Below are 14126 nucleotides of genomic sequence, written 5' to 3'. Positions count from 1 at the left end.
AGTCGTGAATATGAATCACAACTATCGAGTTAACTGCCACTAAATAATTGTAATTTCATTGTTTTTACGTCTACCTTATTAAGCATGAGGATGTATAAAAACAAGGAATGTTATGTCTGCATGGTTGTGCTCACTAGTGAACGGATTGAAACACCAGCGAGTTGCAGTATTATCCGCAATGTTGTCTTTACTTATGTTGTCGATGTTCAGTGTCAATGCGCATGCTAATGAACAAGTGTCGTCAGTTGGCTCAGACACTATAATCGCAGGAACAAAAGCTTCGCCTGCTAGATCTCAAGCTACATATGTCGGCTCTGACGCTTGTATTGACTGCCACAACGAAGAAGTGGAAGCGTGGCAAGGCTCTCATCATGATATGGCGATGAAGCATGCGACCGAAGAGTCCGTTTTGGGCGACTTCAACGATCAAATCGTAGCTCATAAAGGAAAGCCCAACCGTTTTTTCGCAAGGGTGATGAGTTTTGGGTCAACATCGAAGGGCCAGACGGACAATTCAAAGATTATAAAATCAGCTATACCTTTGCCTTTGAGCCTCTGCAGCAGTACATGGTTGAGTTTGAAGACGGACGCGTACAGTTGATTCCTTTCGCTTGGGATTCTCGCACTGAGGACGAAGGCGGCCAACGCTGGTTTCATCTCTATCCTGATACCACCAACACCGATGAATTCTACTGGACCAACAGCGGTCAAAACTGGAACTTCATGTGTGCAGACTGCCATTCAACAAATCTAGAAAAGAACTACGACAGCGCAAGCAATACTTACAATACCACTTGGTCTGAGATTAATGTTGGTTGTGAGGCGTGTCATGGCCCTGCGAGTGAGCACGTTGAGCAGGCCAAGCTAACAAATAACCAGCAAGCCGCAGCCAACGGTGGAAAAGATGTCCATGTCTCGGCGCATTACGGTTTTGACCGTGACTTGTCGAAGTCGGTGAAAGAGTGGATCTACCAAGAGGGCAACTCAACCCTTCAACCAAAAGACATCATCCATACCAATCAAGTTCAAACCTGTGCTCAATGCCACAGTCGACGTACTCAGTTGAATGAAACGGGTGATCACGTAAACGGGTCATTTTTTGACAAGTATCGTCTGAGCTTGATTACCCCTGAGCTTTACCACAACGATGGCCAAATCTACGATGAAGACTACGTTTACGGGTCCTTTTTACAATCAGTGATGGCAGAGAAAGGCGTCACGTGTACTAACTGTCACGATCCCCATACCGCAGAACTGAAAATTGCCGAAGAAGCTGTGTGTAGCCAATGTCACATTGCCTCTGAATACACACCTGAAAAACACACATTCCATGAAGCGAATACTGAGGCTTCACAATGTACCACTTGCCATATGCCTGAAACGACGTACATGGAAGTCGACCCAAGGCGTGACCACAGTTGGCATATCCCACGGCCTGATATTAGTCAACACATTAAAACACCGAACGTCTGTACTAGCTGTCATGAAGATCAAACCGATCAGTGGGCCGATAAACAAATCGGTCAATGGTTCCCAGATTCTAAGTATCGTAACCAACAACACTTTGCTGTTGCCTTTTACGCGGATTCAATAGGGCACAGAGGCGCAGAGGATGCACTGGCGTATTCAGCTCAAGACTCAAGCTTAAGCAATATAATTCGCGCTTCGAGCTTAGAACGCTTAGGTGGCAACACGGGCAAGAACACGCTCATCTCATTGGCGAGAGCAGTGAAACACCAAGATGAAATGATTCGGTTGGGTGTTGTGCAAGGCTCGTCCGGCTTTCCATTTACTGACCGTTGGCAGATTCTAGAGCCACTATTGGAAGATCCTGTATTGTCGATTCGTTCAGAAACCGCAGGCGCGCTGGTACGTTATTGGGGAGAAATGAATCCGCTGCAGAAAGATCAAATCAAGCCTGCATTGGAAGAGTACATAGAGATACAACAATTCAATGCAGACAGAGGGTTTGGCCGCACGAACTTAGGTAACGTTTATCGAGATTTAGGTCAGCACGACAAAGCGATTGAGTTTTACCAAGGTGCTATCGAGATAGAACCTTATTTCGAGAACAGTTATGCCAACTTGGCTGACTTGTATCGCGCACTTGGCGACGAGCCAAAAGCATTAGCAACACTGAAACAAGGTATTCAAGCTCAACCAAAATCGAGTGTGTTGCCATACAGTGCAGGACTATCTCTGCTGCGAGTGAAAGATTACAAACAAGCAACCAACTACTTAAAACAAGCCGCGGAAACCGCACAAACCGACCCGCAATATTGGTATGTGTATGGCTTGGCTTTAGAGAAGTCTGATGTGCTTGCCGCGAGTAAGTCATTGAACAAGGCTTACCAATTCAGCCGCAATCCACAACACTTGTACGCACAGTGTGAGGTTTTGGCTCGAAATTACCAGAAACCGGGCGCAGCAAAAGCGTTTGAACAATGTGTTTCATCATTGAGCAAAGTAGCCCCACCGGAGGCGATTAACCAATTGAAAGCAATTAGTCAGTAGAAAGCCATTAGCAAGTAGAAAGCTGGGCTGAAATAAAGCACCAGAATTGACGTGGCTATGCGCTTATAATTTATGCTGTATATAACTAATTATCACGTTTATAACTATTAGTTATGGGGCTTGTGAGTAGGATGTCCACAGCCAGATAGAATTAAGGGAAGACCTATGAACCATGCGCAACAAGCAATAAACCAACTGATTGAACAGGCAGAGAAAAGTGTTATCGGTCAGAGCCACGTCGTTCGGGCTCTGGTAATCGGATTATTGACCAATGGCCATGTGCTTCTAGAAGGGCTTCCCGGTACAGCGAAAACGCGCTCGGTGAAGTCGTTGGCGAATTTATTGAACACAAGCTTTGGCCGAATTCAGTTTACGCCCGATCTCCTGCCATCAGATGTGACAGGTACTGAAGTGTATCAAGAGCTGGATGGTAAGCCTCAACTGCATTTCCAACCGGGGCCTATTTTCAACAGCATTGTTCTAGCCGATGAAGTGAACCGTGCGCCCGCAAAGGTACAAGCGGCACTGCTTGAAGCGATGGCAGAAGGAACGATAACCGTAGGTGGCCAAACTCATATCCTTCCAGACCTGTTCATGGTGTTAGCGACTCAAAACCCTGTTGAGCAAGAAGGCACGTATCCGCTACCTGAGGCGCAAATGGACCGTTTCATCATGAAAGTAACGGTCGACTACCCAGAAGACGAAGCGGAGCGTGACATCATTCGATTGGTGCGCAGTGAAGAACTTGGCAGTGAAACGAGCTCAGAGCTAGTCACACCGCAACACATCGAACCTGAATTGGTGCTTGAAGCGCGCCGTCAACTTCCAGACATTGCCGTTTCCGATTTAGTTGAGAACTACATTGTGGCCTTGGTGATGGCAACTCGTAAGCCAGAGCGTTACCCAGAATCAAACTTATCTAAATGGATTGAGATTGGTTCAAGCCCACGCGCGTCAATCTCATTGGATAAATGTGCTCGCGCTTATGCTTGGTTACAAGGGCGTGACCACGTCACGTTAGACGATGTGCGTGCAATGTTACCTACCGTATTAGGTCATCGATTCTCATTGTCTTATGACGCATTGGCCGATGGTGTTGACCATCAAAGAGTGGTTGAAGAACTGCTTGATAATGTTGAGATCGGATAACTAGGGGGCGTCATGGCGAAGCCAACACAAGCTCCCAAACCGCAAGGCCTTGATCCACGATTATACTGTGATTACTCAAGGTTAGTGCGAATACAGGCTCAAGCTGAGTCGTTTTCTTTGTTGCCTCATCTTAAGGCGGGCAGTGTACTGTCGGGTCGGCATAATTCTCTGTTCCGCGGCCGTGGTTTAAACTTCGAGGAATTACGTCATTACCAATTGGGTGATGATATCCGTAATCTCGATTGGAAAGTTACGATGCGAACGGGTAAGCCTCATGTTCGCAGCTATACCGAAGAGAAAGACCGTAATGTGATTATCTGTGTCGATCAGCGCAGCTCGATGTTCTTTGCTTCTCAAAACACCATGAAATCCGTTGTGGCGGCGGAAGTCGCTGCGTTATGTGGATGGCGAGTGCTGAAAGATGGTGACCGTGTCGGCTTCGTTTTAGCGTCACATCAAAAACTCTTTCATACCAAAGCGCAGCGTTCACAGTCTGATTTACTGGCTCAGTTAAAGCATCTTACCAAGGCTAATCAAAGCTTAGACGTGAGTGTCAGTGACAGCGAGGGAATTGGGTTTAGCCAGTGGATTGAACTGATAAAACGAATGAGACTCAAGCAGTCGACCTTAATTTTTATTAGTGACTGGCGTGACTGCCAAGAACAACACCTTGACCGACTCAAGCAGCTTCAACAACACAATGACATCCTAGCTATTATGGTGACCGATCCATTAGAACAATCACTGCCTCAAGATCTTGCAAGCGCAAATTGGGTGGTGGGTGATGGTCGTTTTCAGCTCAATCTCGATAGCCAATCTAAGGTTAATCTTGCGAGCGAGAGCCTGGCTCAAAAAGCGGCGCTCCAAAAACAATCTCTTGCTAAATTAATGGCGATGAAAAACCTCCCATACATTGAGTTAGACACCTCTGGTAATCATATTTCACAGCTTCAGAAACTAGTAGGAGGGCGCTAAATGGCCGTTGAACATACGCCTCCTAGCACTTATATCCTTCGTGAACTGCATGATGTCACGATTCCCGACAGCGTGAGCTGGGTTCCCCAAACGATCGGCTGGAAGATTCCCGGTGTGGTCTTGCTATTGGTTGCTTTCTATCTGACTTATCGCTTGGCGTTAAGATGGTGGAATAATCGTTATCGCAAAGAAGCACTTAAAGAGCTCGTGCTATTGGATGCGCGAGACAAAAATTCAACCGAACTCACCTTCAAGGTGCTCAAAGTGGTGCTTCGTTATCTAGACAGCAGCAATGCAAAGTTGTTTGGCCAATCTTATGTAAACCGTTTAAATGCTTATTTGCCTGTTAGCGCTGGCACGAGTGCAAACAGCAATGCTTTCTTTGCCGATGAAGTATCGGGGTTATGGATGCAAAGCTTAATTGACCCTAAGGTGCGTTTGACTTTTGAACAGCGTTTAGAGGTGATTCAAACCGCGATGATGTGGCTAAAACTTCATAAACCCGATGTACAAACAAAACCAGAGGTACAAGCGAAACCAGAGGGGCAAGATAATGTTTGATAGTTTATCTGCCAGTTTTGAATTCGCGCACCCAATGTGGTTTATCGCACTGCCTTTGCCTTTACTCGTTTACTTCGCCGTACCTGCTTATCGCACCAAGCAAATGGCTATCAAAGTGCCGTTTTTTAGTGAGTTGGTTGAAGCGATTGGTGAGGCGCCATCCGAAGGTGCAAGCCAATTAACACCAAGCTGGTGGCAACGCACCACGCTGATTATCACTTGGGTACTCGTGGTTTGTGCGTTAGCGAAACCAACCATCTTAGGTGAGCCACAAGTTCGTGAACAATTAGGTCGTGATGTGATGGTGGTTGTTGATTTGTCTGGTTCAATGGCTGAACAAGATTTTACTTCTCAACAAGGCGATAAGATCTCTCGTTTAGATGCAACCAAAGAAGTGTTAGCCGACTTCGCTAAAACTCGAAAAGGCGATCGACTTGGTTTGATCCTGTTTGGTGACGCTGCGTTTGTGCAGACGCCATTTACCGCCGACCAAGAGGTATGGCTTGAACTACTTAACCAAACCGATGTGGCGATGGCAGGGCAAAGCACGCACTTAGGCGATGCCATTGGCCTTGCGATCAAGGTGTTTGAACAGAGTGAGAAGCAGAGTGCAGCAGTTCAAGATTCAAGTATTGATGCGAACGAGAAAGAGAAAGTTGTGATTGTGCTAACCGATGGTAATGACACTGGCAGCTTTGTCGAACCTATCGATGCCGCCAAAGTAGCCAAGGCGAAAGGCGTTCGTATTCACGTTATCGCCATGGGTGACCCGCAAACCGTGGGAGAAGTAGCTTTGGATATGGAAACCATCAAGCGGGTGGCGCAAGAGTCTGGTGGTGAAGCCTTTGAAGCACTCAATCGCGATGAACTGACTAAAGCCTACGCTCAAATCGGTGAGCTAGAGCCTCAGCTGTATGAGAGTACGACTTATCGTCCTAAACAGGGGTTACACCATTACGTGATGGCGATTGTCGTTGTGATGTATTTGACTGCGTTTAGCTTGGCGACAATCCGTAGAAGATCGCTTTTGGTTTCTTCAAAGAAAAATTTGAAAGGAGAGAACAATGCCTGATTCTCTCATGTTGCAACAGTTTTTTACCCAGTTTCACTTTATCCGACCATTGTGGTTGTTGGCCTTTATTCCGATGTTCTTCCTGTTATGGGTTCGTTGGAGAGAAGAGACTAAGCCAACTTGGAAAGACATTCTTCCTGCACATTTACGCGATGCATTGACCATTGGGGAAACCGGTTGGCGCAAGCAATTACCACTGAAGTTACTGATGGTTATTGTGACCATCGCCATCATTATCTGTTCAGGCCCGACATGGCAGCGTGAAGCTTCGCCTTTTGGTGAAGACAAAGCCTCAATGTTAGTGGTGCTCGATAACAGTGACTCCATGTTGGCTAAAGACTTACCACCAAGTCGTTTGGAACGCTCTAAACAGAAAATTAGAGATTTACTCGCAGCACGCAAAGGCGGCAACACAGGTTTGGTTGTGTATGCAGGTAGCGCGCATGTCGCGATGCCAGTGACTCAAGACAGCAAGGTATTTGAACCGTTTCTGGCGGCTATCACCCCTGACATCATGCCTGTATCCGGTAAATCAGCCGAAGAGGCATTGCCACTCATCAATCAACAATTGTCGGGTGAGTTAGGTTCGTCAGTGTTGTTGGTTTCAGACGGTGTTAACCCAAGTACCATCAGAGCGTTCGAAAGCTTCTTTAACGACAACCCGTATCAACTGCTCATTCTGGCGGCAGGAAATAGCAATGTGGTGAGCGACAATCCAGTCGATCTCGATTCATTGCGTAGCTTAGCGAGCAAGACGGGTGGACGACTGATCGAAGTGACCGTTGATAATTCCGATATCCAACAACTCAACAAAGCGGTTGAAAGAAACATGCAACTAAATGGTGAGTCCTCAATGCCTTGGAAAGACATGGGGTACGGTCTGCTTATTCCAATGGCGATCATCATGTTGTTATGGTTTAGAAAAGGCTGGTTGGTTCAGTGGTGTGTGGTTGGCATTTTGATTACAGGCAGCGTGTATTCTCCGAACATTTTGGCGAAAACGGTCAGTTTAACCGCCGATAAGCCCGTGGTTGAAGAGTCCCTAACGGTTTGGGATAAAACAGCCCAATGGTGGTGGGATTTATGGCTAACGCCTGATCAACAAGGGCAACGTTTATTGAATCAAAAGGAATACCTTGAAGCCGCCAAGCATTTTAAGGATCCAATGCGAAAGGGCGCAGCTTATTACTATGCTCGTGATTTTAAGTTAGCTCACAGTGCCTTTTTACAAACCAAAACCGATTATGGTTTGTATAACGCAGCCAGTGCATTAGCTCGACAGCGTGAGTACCTTGCTGCTCGCGATCTACTGAAATCACTAAGTGAGAAGCCCGATTTATCTCCAGAACTGAAAGCCGATATAGAAAATAACTTAGCGGTTCTGAGTGGCATTGTCGAAGAGGTCAATCGCACCAGTGAAAGCCAATCAGGCACCACCGATGGTCCTGAGGAATCTTTAGAGCTGGAGGACGACCAACCGCGCACGGGTGATGGTGCAGAAGAAGAAACGGTAGCGGAATTAATGCTTAAGGAAACACTTAACGCCAATGAGATTTTGGGTAGCCAAGAGCTTGCCGACAAGTGGTTGAAGCGAGTAGAAGCGGATCCTAAGTTTTTCTTAAAGTCGAAATTTCAGATTCAGTTAAGAGATCCTGCGCCTTCGCTCGAACCGTCGTCAATACAAGAACAGGCACCAAAACAGGAGCAAACACAATGAGTCGAGTTGATTTAGCTCTTGCAGCGGTTCAAGTAAAAGTAGGGCGCTCAGAGTCCTTTAAACTAACGAAGACCTTGCTTGTGTCGATGGTTCTGTTGTTTAGCACTGTTTTACCTACTCTTGCTTCTGCGGCTGATATCTATGATCTACAGAAGAGTGGTGATGTAGAGCTGATCGCTTGGGTTGGAGAAAAGCCAAAGTCAGGAGATAAAATAACACCAGCCAAAGTCAGCGTTAATGAGCAGGTGATTCTGACCATTGAAGTGGCGACTCCGCGTTGGCTAACTGGTGGTACTAGAATTGGCAGTATCGAAATCCCTAATGTCATTGCTAAGCAGCGTAACCAACTGGCGACGAACTACACTGAACGAGTGGATGGTACTACATGGTCGCGCCAACGTTGGGAAGTGACGCTTTATCCGATGACATCGGGCGAGTTTGTGATTCCGACGGTACCTGTTCGTGTTCAAGTCTCCGCTCCTAATGGATCAAACGTTGGCGGCACGCTTTACACGCAGCCGATTAAGTTTGAAGCCTCACTGCCTTCTGGTCTATTAAGCGACGAGTCGCCTTGGTTTTCTGCGACAGACGTGGATGTTGAACAGCAATGGCAGCGTTCAAGCGAAGACTTAAAAGTGGGTGATGCGGTTACACGAACAGTGACGATCAAAGCGAAAGACAGCTTGTCGGTATTACTGCCCAATGTGTTGACCAATGAATCGACTCAGCAATATCAAGCTTACCCACAACCTAATCGTTTGGATGATACACAAGAACGTGGTGATTACCGTTCTAGCCGAGTTGAAGAGACGGTTTATGTGATTCAGCAAGGTGGTGAATTCACCTTGCCAGAATTTTCATTCCAATGGTGGGACAGCAAAAATCAACGTCTTGAAAGTGTTGTCATAAAAGGTGAGGTGTTCGAAGCAAAGCACACACTTAAATCCTTTATCAAAGCCTATATGTCGGTCTTTATCAGCGTTGGCTTAGTATTAGTGTTGTGTGTTGCGTTGCTTGTTTCTTTGAAGCGCTATTACAAGAACCGACCAACACCGAGTTGGTTGGTATTCCGTCGTTTGCTTAAGCAAGGTAACTGGTCTGCATTGAGAACCTTTATCTATCGTGAGTTGCGAACTCAGACTACTCAGCTAGAACTGGGTAAAGCGCAACTTGGTAAATTGAATGGAGAGAAACGTTGGATAGAAGACAGTAAATCCCTCCAACAAGGGCATGAAGATAAAAGCCTATTTACTCGTTTGTGGAGAGGGTTACGTAACTTACCCAGTGACAAATCAAACTCAAGCAATTCTCGTTCGATTTTTGAACGCTTGAAAATTCCTAAAGCCTTGCCAGACTTAAAAGATAGAACTAAGTAGCAAACTTTAGTTATTCGCATCGAACAAAATCGGCAGGTTCTCTACTATAGGGAACCTGCCTCTTTAATATGGAACTGTATGAAAAGTACCGAACTCAATTTAATTCCTATATTTGTCGCAATTTATGAAGAGCAGAACTTATCAAGAGCTGCTAATCGTATGGATATAAGCCAACCAGCTGTGAGCAAAGCGCTTGCAAGGTTGCGAGATATCTATGACGAGCCACTGTTTCACCGAACCACATCTGGCGTAGAGCCAACCACATTCGCTATTGATATTTACCCTGCAATGGCCGCTGCGCTTAAAAACTTTACTTCTACCTTATCCGCATCAAGAGATTTCGACCCTAAAACTTCAGGCCGCGTGTTTTCAATTGCCTGCGTCTCTGCGGCGAGCTACGAAATGATGCCAAGAGTTATGCAGTTAATCAGCCAAGTTGCACCGGGTATCGCACTAGAGGTTCACCCTCTATTTACGGAAGATTATGAGTCTGATTTAAGGCTCCAAAGACACGATGTTATTGTCGATATGACGCCAAAAGGAAGAACCATGCTTAAGCATGAGGTGATTTCTAGAGAAGAGTTAGTGGTGGTGTGTCGCAAAGACCATCCTACGGTTGGCGATACTATCGATATGGAACAGTTCCTATCACTTGAGCATGTGGTTGTTTCTCGTTGGCATGCACGTAAAAGCTTATTGAGCTCTGAACACTACAGTGACCTAGAGAAACGTAGAATAGTCTATCGCGCTGCGGGTGTTGTTGAGATGCTACCTGTTATTGACGGCTCTGATTACATCGGCGTGTTACCTGTTTCATCGGTACGTTGTTTTGCTGAAAAGTACGATGTAAAAACACTGCCATTACCATTCGAACTGGAAGACCTCGATATGTGTATGATTTGGCATCCAAGTCGTACTAACGAGCCAAGCCATAAATGGCTGCGCGCTAAAATTAAAGCGGCAGCAAAGGACACATCCAGTTAGCCTAAGAGGACACAGCTATTGGCAGCATTTGCGCGATTCTAAATGGAAAGAAAGCCAATACCCCAGAGTTGAGGCAGCGGTTTTTCGGCAAGGCTTCTTACCCAATGCAGTCATTTATGCCGCTAAGACCTGTTATGCAGCTAACAGCTGTTATGCCTCTTTTTGCCTCTGTTCTGAGTTGAGCTGGAAGTAAGATACCCAATCGTTAACCGGTAAAGGTCGCGCAAAGAAATAGCCTTGAGCGTATTTACAACCGATCTGGCGTAGCGTTTCAACGTGGTTTTGGGTTTCCAAACCTTCAGCTATCACTGAGAAATCCAATATTTGCGCGAGTTTGAGTACCGCGCAAGTGATCTCGTAATCGACCTTTGACGAGTTAATGTCTTCAATAAAGCTTCGGTCTAACTTAACGCAATCAGCAGATAGATTTTTCAACACTGACAACGAAGAATAGCCCGTACCAAAATCATCAATCGCAATCTTATACCCCTTCGAATGAAGTACCTCTATGGTTCTTGAACAGGTTTCAAAGTCTCGCATCATGTCTCTTTCCGTGATTTCCAGTAGCAGTTGATGCGGCTGACAATCGGTTTCGTCGAGTATCACTTGCAGCTGCTCAGCAAGGTCGGTCATGTAGAACATTCTTGCTGAGAAGTTGATGGAGAAAATCACCCCCTGAAGATCTAAGCCTGAGCGTTGCCACTCGGTGATTAAATTCGCGACTTTCTTAAATACCCACTTATCAATGTCGATGATCAAGTCACTCCTCTCGGCGACTTCAAGAAAATCAACCGGTGGCAGTAGCCCTAGCTTGGGATGTCTCCATCGAATCAAAGCTTCGGCTCCAATGATGTCTTGGGAGTTCAAATCTACCTTAGGTTGGAAGTAGACTTCCAGTTCGTCATTGGCGATGGCTTGATGAAGTCCCATATTGGTTTCGATTAAGTCATTGACCGCATGGGTCATTTCGTCAGCATAAACTCTGTACTGGTCTCTTCCATTGCGTTTGGCGTGATACATGGCAGTATCTGCGTTTCGAATTAAGGTTTCACGATCCAAACCGTGAGTTGGATATTCACATACGCCGATACTGGCTGACACAAAGATAGAGTTGTCATCAATGTAATAAGGTTTTCTCAATGCTTGGTTTAAGCGGTCGGCGATTGGTTCGCCCTCATCTAAACCAACGTTCGAGTACATAACCAAAAACTCATCTCCACCCATTCGAGCAACAAAGCCTTTGTCTCCGACCAGGTTACTTAGGATGTCAGAGACATTGACCAATAGGTTGTCGCCTGGTGCGTGGCCTAACGAGTCATTGATGGTCTTAAATTCGTCAATATCGAGATAAAACAATAAGAAAGGTACGTTGTTCTCACTCGAACGTTCAATTTCTTTGTCTAATTGTTTGGTTGCTAATAGTCGATTTGCTAAGTTGGTCAACGGATCGTGGTGGGCGAGGAAGTCGAAGTTCTTCTTCTCCTCTGTGAGATCCAAATAGGCTTCAGACAACCTTGATGCCATGTTGTTATAGGCTTTTTCTAAGTGGGACCACTCGTCATTTCTGCCTAAGTTGATTGGGTGTTTGAGGCTACCGGACTCTAAACGATCGAAACCATGCCTTAGTGCGTTGAGGGGTTGTCTGATGTGGTGTCTAACCACGTGGTTAACTAACAGCATCGACAATACAATAGCGAAAAAGCTCATAACAATGGCGTTCAACCTTGATAAACCGATCTCTTTTTCAAGTTGATCGGTTAGTTCTAAGGCTTGAATTTGAACGCGTGACTCGGTGTTTTCTACCATTTCCAACAAGTCGCTTTGTGCTTCTAAGAGTGACGCCATTACTAACCAACGTTGCTCTAAGTTGGCTCTAATGCGTTTTAGGGCGGCGTTGTATCGTTTAACCGTGCGGTTGATGCGTTTTTTCTCTGCGATGACAGCGGCAGTTTCAATATCAACGTTTTCTAGGTGAAGTAAGAAAATATCGAGTTCTTTTTCTACTTCAATAAGCAGCACTTTTTCGGTTTCTGGGGTGATACGGCTGTGAATATCACCGACCATTTTCCCCGAGGTAAGAAAAGACTCACGCAACATGTTGATGAGATCTAACTCGTTGTTATAACGAATGAAGTCAGGTTTATCTAGGTGTCTAAGTTTACTGTCGGCGATAGCAAATTCGAGTTGGTTGAGTTGTTCGGCCAAGGTCGCATCAATTTTATTGGTCTGTTTAAAGATTCTGTTCAGTGCCAGAGAGCTGCCTAAGAATCGGTGAAAGTTGTTAATAAAGGCATCAATTTTTTGCGAAAATCCTTCATTGGTCGACAAATCTCTCAGTCGTTGGAGCTGGAGATCCACGTTAAATGCCTCTTCCGACAGTGTGGTTTCACTGAATAAAAAGGTCTGTTCGAGTAACTTCACTCTAGACGTTAAAGTGAACACTCGACGGCTGATCTCGGAGTTCACTATCAACTCTGAAACGTGTGTAGAGGTTTCGGTTTTGAGTGTTGATTCTACGTAATAGAGCGACCTAATCACCATAATGACGGCGAGGCTCACGATCAATAACGATAAAAGGTTCGAAATAATGAGTCGTTGGGTGATGTTTATCTGACGTAATTTCATTGTGGCTTCCAAATTCTCAGATACGCTTCACGGTAGCCGTTTTTAGGGTCGTAAATACCTTTGTCTTCTTGGCTTATGAGCTCTTCGACATTATCTGGCGTGACTAGATGAACAGGTGCAGAGTAGCCACTCGGTGGCATATTGTTAAAGGCTCGATTAAGTTCGTCGACAATTTGCCAGCCTTGTAAATACAGGGGCTCTGGGACGGTTGCCAGTTGGAACTGACCACTATTAATTCTTTTGTATGCGGCTTTGCTTCCGTCGCCAGCGGAAATGTTTTGTGGAATCAGTCTGTACTCTTCGAGATTGGACTCGAGAGAAGGGATAGCGTAATCAATGTATAGATCGTTGATTGCTAGCATGTGCGTGATTTTTTCGTCGTATTTCTTCTCTAGCGTTTTTAATGTCGCGGGCATCTGCTCGGCGATTTTTTCTAATGGTAGGTAGTTCAGTTCTAGAACCTGACATGTTTTACAACGTTTAATCGTGTTGACCATAGCGTTGGCTTTGATCATCGCTATTTCATAATTAGGGTCGGTGAACACCACGGTTTTGGCTCGACCATTTGAGTTAACGATCGCGAGTAGGGCCGCTATTTCGGCCACATCGAGAGGGTCGGTGGTGATATTGGTGTACAAGCCAATATCTGGGTTTCCACCCGCCAATTCAGTCACATGCCACCCAATGACAACAATCCCGAGACTTTCGGCTTGTTTTAATATGTCTTTGTGTCGGACGGCATCAATCCCACCGAGAACAATGGCATCGGGCTCAAAGCCGATCGCTTTTCTGATCGCCGCACCTTGGCGCACTTCTGAGCCCAAACCATCGATGAACCTTAGATGCCAGTTGATGTGAGAAATGGCTTCAGATATGCCTTTCCCTACGCCATACACGCCACCATTACGTAGGTCAGACGCGACGAAGATAACACTCTTTTCATGACGCACAGCAGGCCCTTGTGTTGGCCCTCCCCAAGTTCGTTGACTGGACACCGCTCTCATTACTTTTTCTTCAGCGTATAGGAAGAAATCGTCTTCTGGATTACCTGCAAAACTGTTTGAGTAGCAGGTGGTAGCAAGCAACAAACTCGCAAAATTAATTATCTTATTCATGAATTCTATAAAGTGCTTTAAATCATTGTCGGTATATA

Annotated in this window: 9 protein-coding genes and 1 pseudogene; 8 read left to right on the top strand and 2 right to left on the bottom strand. The window is 45.6% G+C overall.

Going from position 1 to position 14126, the window contains the following annotated elements; genetic code table 11:
* Positions 1-112: 112 nt before the first annotated feature.
* The 8 genes and pseudogenes from BCT49_RS09190 (at position 113) to BCT49_RS09155 (ending at position 10348) form a co-directional block, all read left to right on the top strand.
* Positions 113-2514, top strand: a pseudogene (locus BCT49_RS09190) (tetratricopeptide repeat protein).
* A gap of 165 nt (positions 2515-2679) precedes the next feature.
* Positions 2680-3663: an AAA family ATPase gene (locus tag BCT49_RS09185; protein ID WP_102434982.1), complete on the top strand. Its 984-nt coding sequence runs from the start codon at positions 2680-2682 to the stop codon at positions 3661-3663.
* 12 nt (positions 3664-3675) lie between these two features.
* Positions 3676-4638, top strand: a complete 963-nt coding sequence (locus tag BCT49_RS09180) for a DUF58 domain-containing protein (protein WP_102434981.1) — start codon at positions 3676-3678, stop codon at positions 4636-4638.
* Positions 4639-5199 carry a DUF4381 domain-containing protein gene (locus BCT49_RS09175; RefSeq protein ID WP_102434980.1) on the top strand — a complete coding sequence of 187 codons (561 nt, stop codon included), beginning with the start codon at positions 4639-4641 and terminating at the stop codon, positions 5197-5199.
* Positions 5192-6271, top strand: a complete 1080-nt coding sequence (locus BCT49_RS09170) for a vWA domain-containing protein (protein WP_102434979.1) — start codon at positions 5192-5194, stop codon at positions 6269-6271. The genes BCT49_RS09175 and BCT49_RS09170 overlap by 8 nt, the downstream gene beginning before the upstream one ends.
* Positions 6264-7988: a VWA domain-containing protein gene (locus BCT49_RS09165; RefSeq protein WP_102434978.1), complete on the top strand. Its 1725-nt coding sequence runs from the start codon at positions 6264-6266 to the stop codon at positions 7986-7988. Before BCT49_RS09170 ends, BCT49_RS09165 begins: the two co-directional genes overlap by 8 nt.
* Positions 7985-9364 (top strand): BatD family protein, encoded by a 1380-nt coding sequence (locus tag BCT49_RS09160; protein WP_102434977.1) that lies wholly within the window; start codon positions 7985-7987, stop codon positions 9362-9364. Before BCT49_RS09165 ends, BCT49_RS09160 begins: the two co-directional genes overlap by 4 nt.
* A gap of 78 nt (positions 9365-9442) precedes the next feature.
* Positions 9443-10348 carry a LysR family transcriptional regulator gene (locus BCT49_RS09155; protein ID WP_102434976.1) on the top strand — a complete coding sequence of 302 codons (906 nt, stop codon included), beginning with the start codon at positions 9443-9445 and terminating at the stop codon, positions 10346-10348.
* A gap of 150 nt (positions 10349-10498) precedes the next feature.
* On the opposite strand, the gene BCT49_RS09150 is transcribed toward BCT49_RS09155, so the two are convergent.
* Both BCT49_RS09150 and BCT49_RS09145 read right to left on the bottom strand, forming a co-directional pair.
* The gene (locus tag BCT49_RS09150) at positions 10499-12973 is read right to left on the bottom strand and encodes an EAL domain-containing protein (protein ID WP_102434975.1); all 2475 of its coding nucleotides are present in this window, start codon (positions 12971-12973) and stop codon (positions 10499-10501) included.
* Positions 12970-14088, bottom strand: coding sequence for a substrate-binding domain-containing protein (locus BCT49_RS09145; RefSeq protein WP_102434974.1), 1119 nt, complete (start codon positions 14086-14088; stop codon positions 12970-12972). Before BCT49_RS09145 ends, BCT49_RS09150 begins: the two co-directional genes overlap by 4 nt.
* Positions 14089-14126 lie beyond the last annotated feature (38 nt).

It is taken from the genome of Vibrio lentus (assembly GCF_002875945.1).
Classification (GTDB): Bacteria; Pseudomonadota; Gammaproteobacteria; order Enterobacterales; family Vibrionaceae; genus Vibrio; species Vibrio apostichopi.
This window is presented reverse-complemented; position numbering and strand designations above follow the sequence as displayed.

Coding starts and splice junctions, on each gene's coding strand:
- BCT49_RS09185 (WP_102434982.1), top strand. CDS start 2,680: ATGAACCATGCGCAACAAGCAATAAACCAACTGATTGAACAGGCAGAG.
- BCT49_RS09180 (WP_102434981.1), top strand. CDS start 3,676: ATGGCGAAGCCAACACAAGCTCCCAAACCGCAAGGCCTTGATCCACGA.
- BCT49_RS09175 (WP_102434980.1), top strand. CDS start 4,639: ATGGCCGTTGAACATACGCCTCCTAGCACTTATATCCTTCGTGAACTG.
- BCT49_RS09170 (WP_102434979.1), top strand. CDS start 5,192: ATGTTTGATAGTTTATCTGCCAGTTTTGAATTCGCGCACCCAATGTGG.
- BCT49_RS09165 (WP_102434978.1), top strand. CDS start 6,264: ATGCCTGATTCTCTCATGTTGCAACAGTTTTTTACCCAGTTTCACTTT.
- BCT49_RS09160 (WP_102434977.1), top strand. CDS start 7,985: ATGAGTCGAGTTGATTTAGCTCTTGCAGCGGTTCAAGTAAAAGTAGGG.
- BCT49_RS09155 (WP_102434976.1), top strand. CDS start 9,443: ATGAAAAGTACCGAACTCAATTTAATTCCTATATTTGTCGCAATTTAT.
- BCT49_RS09150 (WP_102434975.1), bottom strand. CDS start 12,973: ATGAAATTACGTCAGATAAACATCACCCAACGACTCATTATTTCGAAC.
- BCT49_RS09145 (WP_102434974.1), bottom strand. CDS start 14,088: ATGAATAAGATAATTAATTTTGCGAGTTTGTTGCTTGCTACCACCTGC.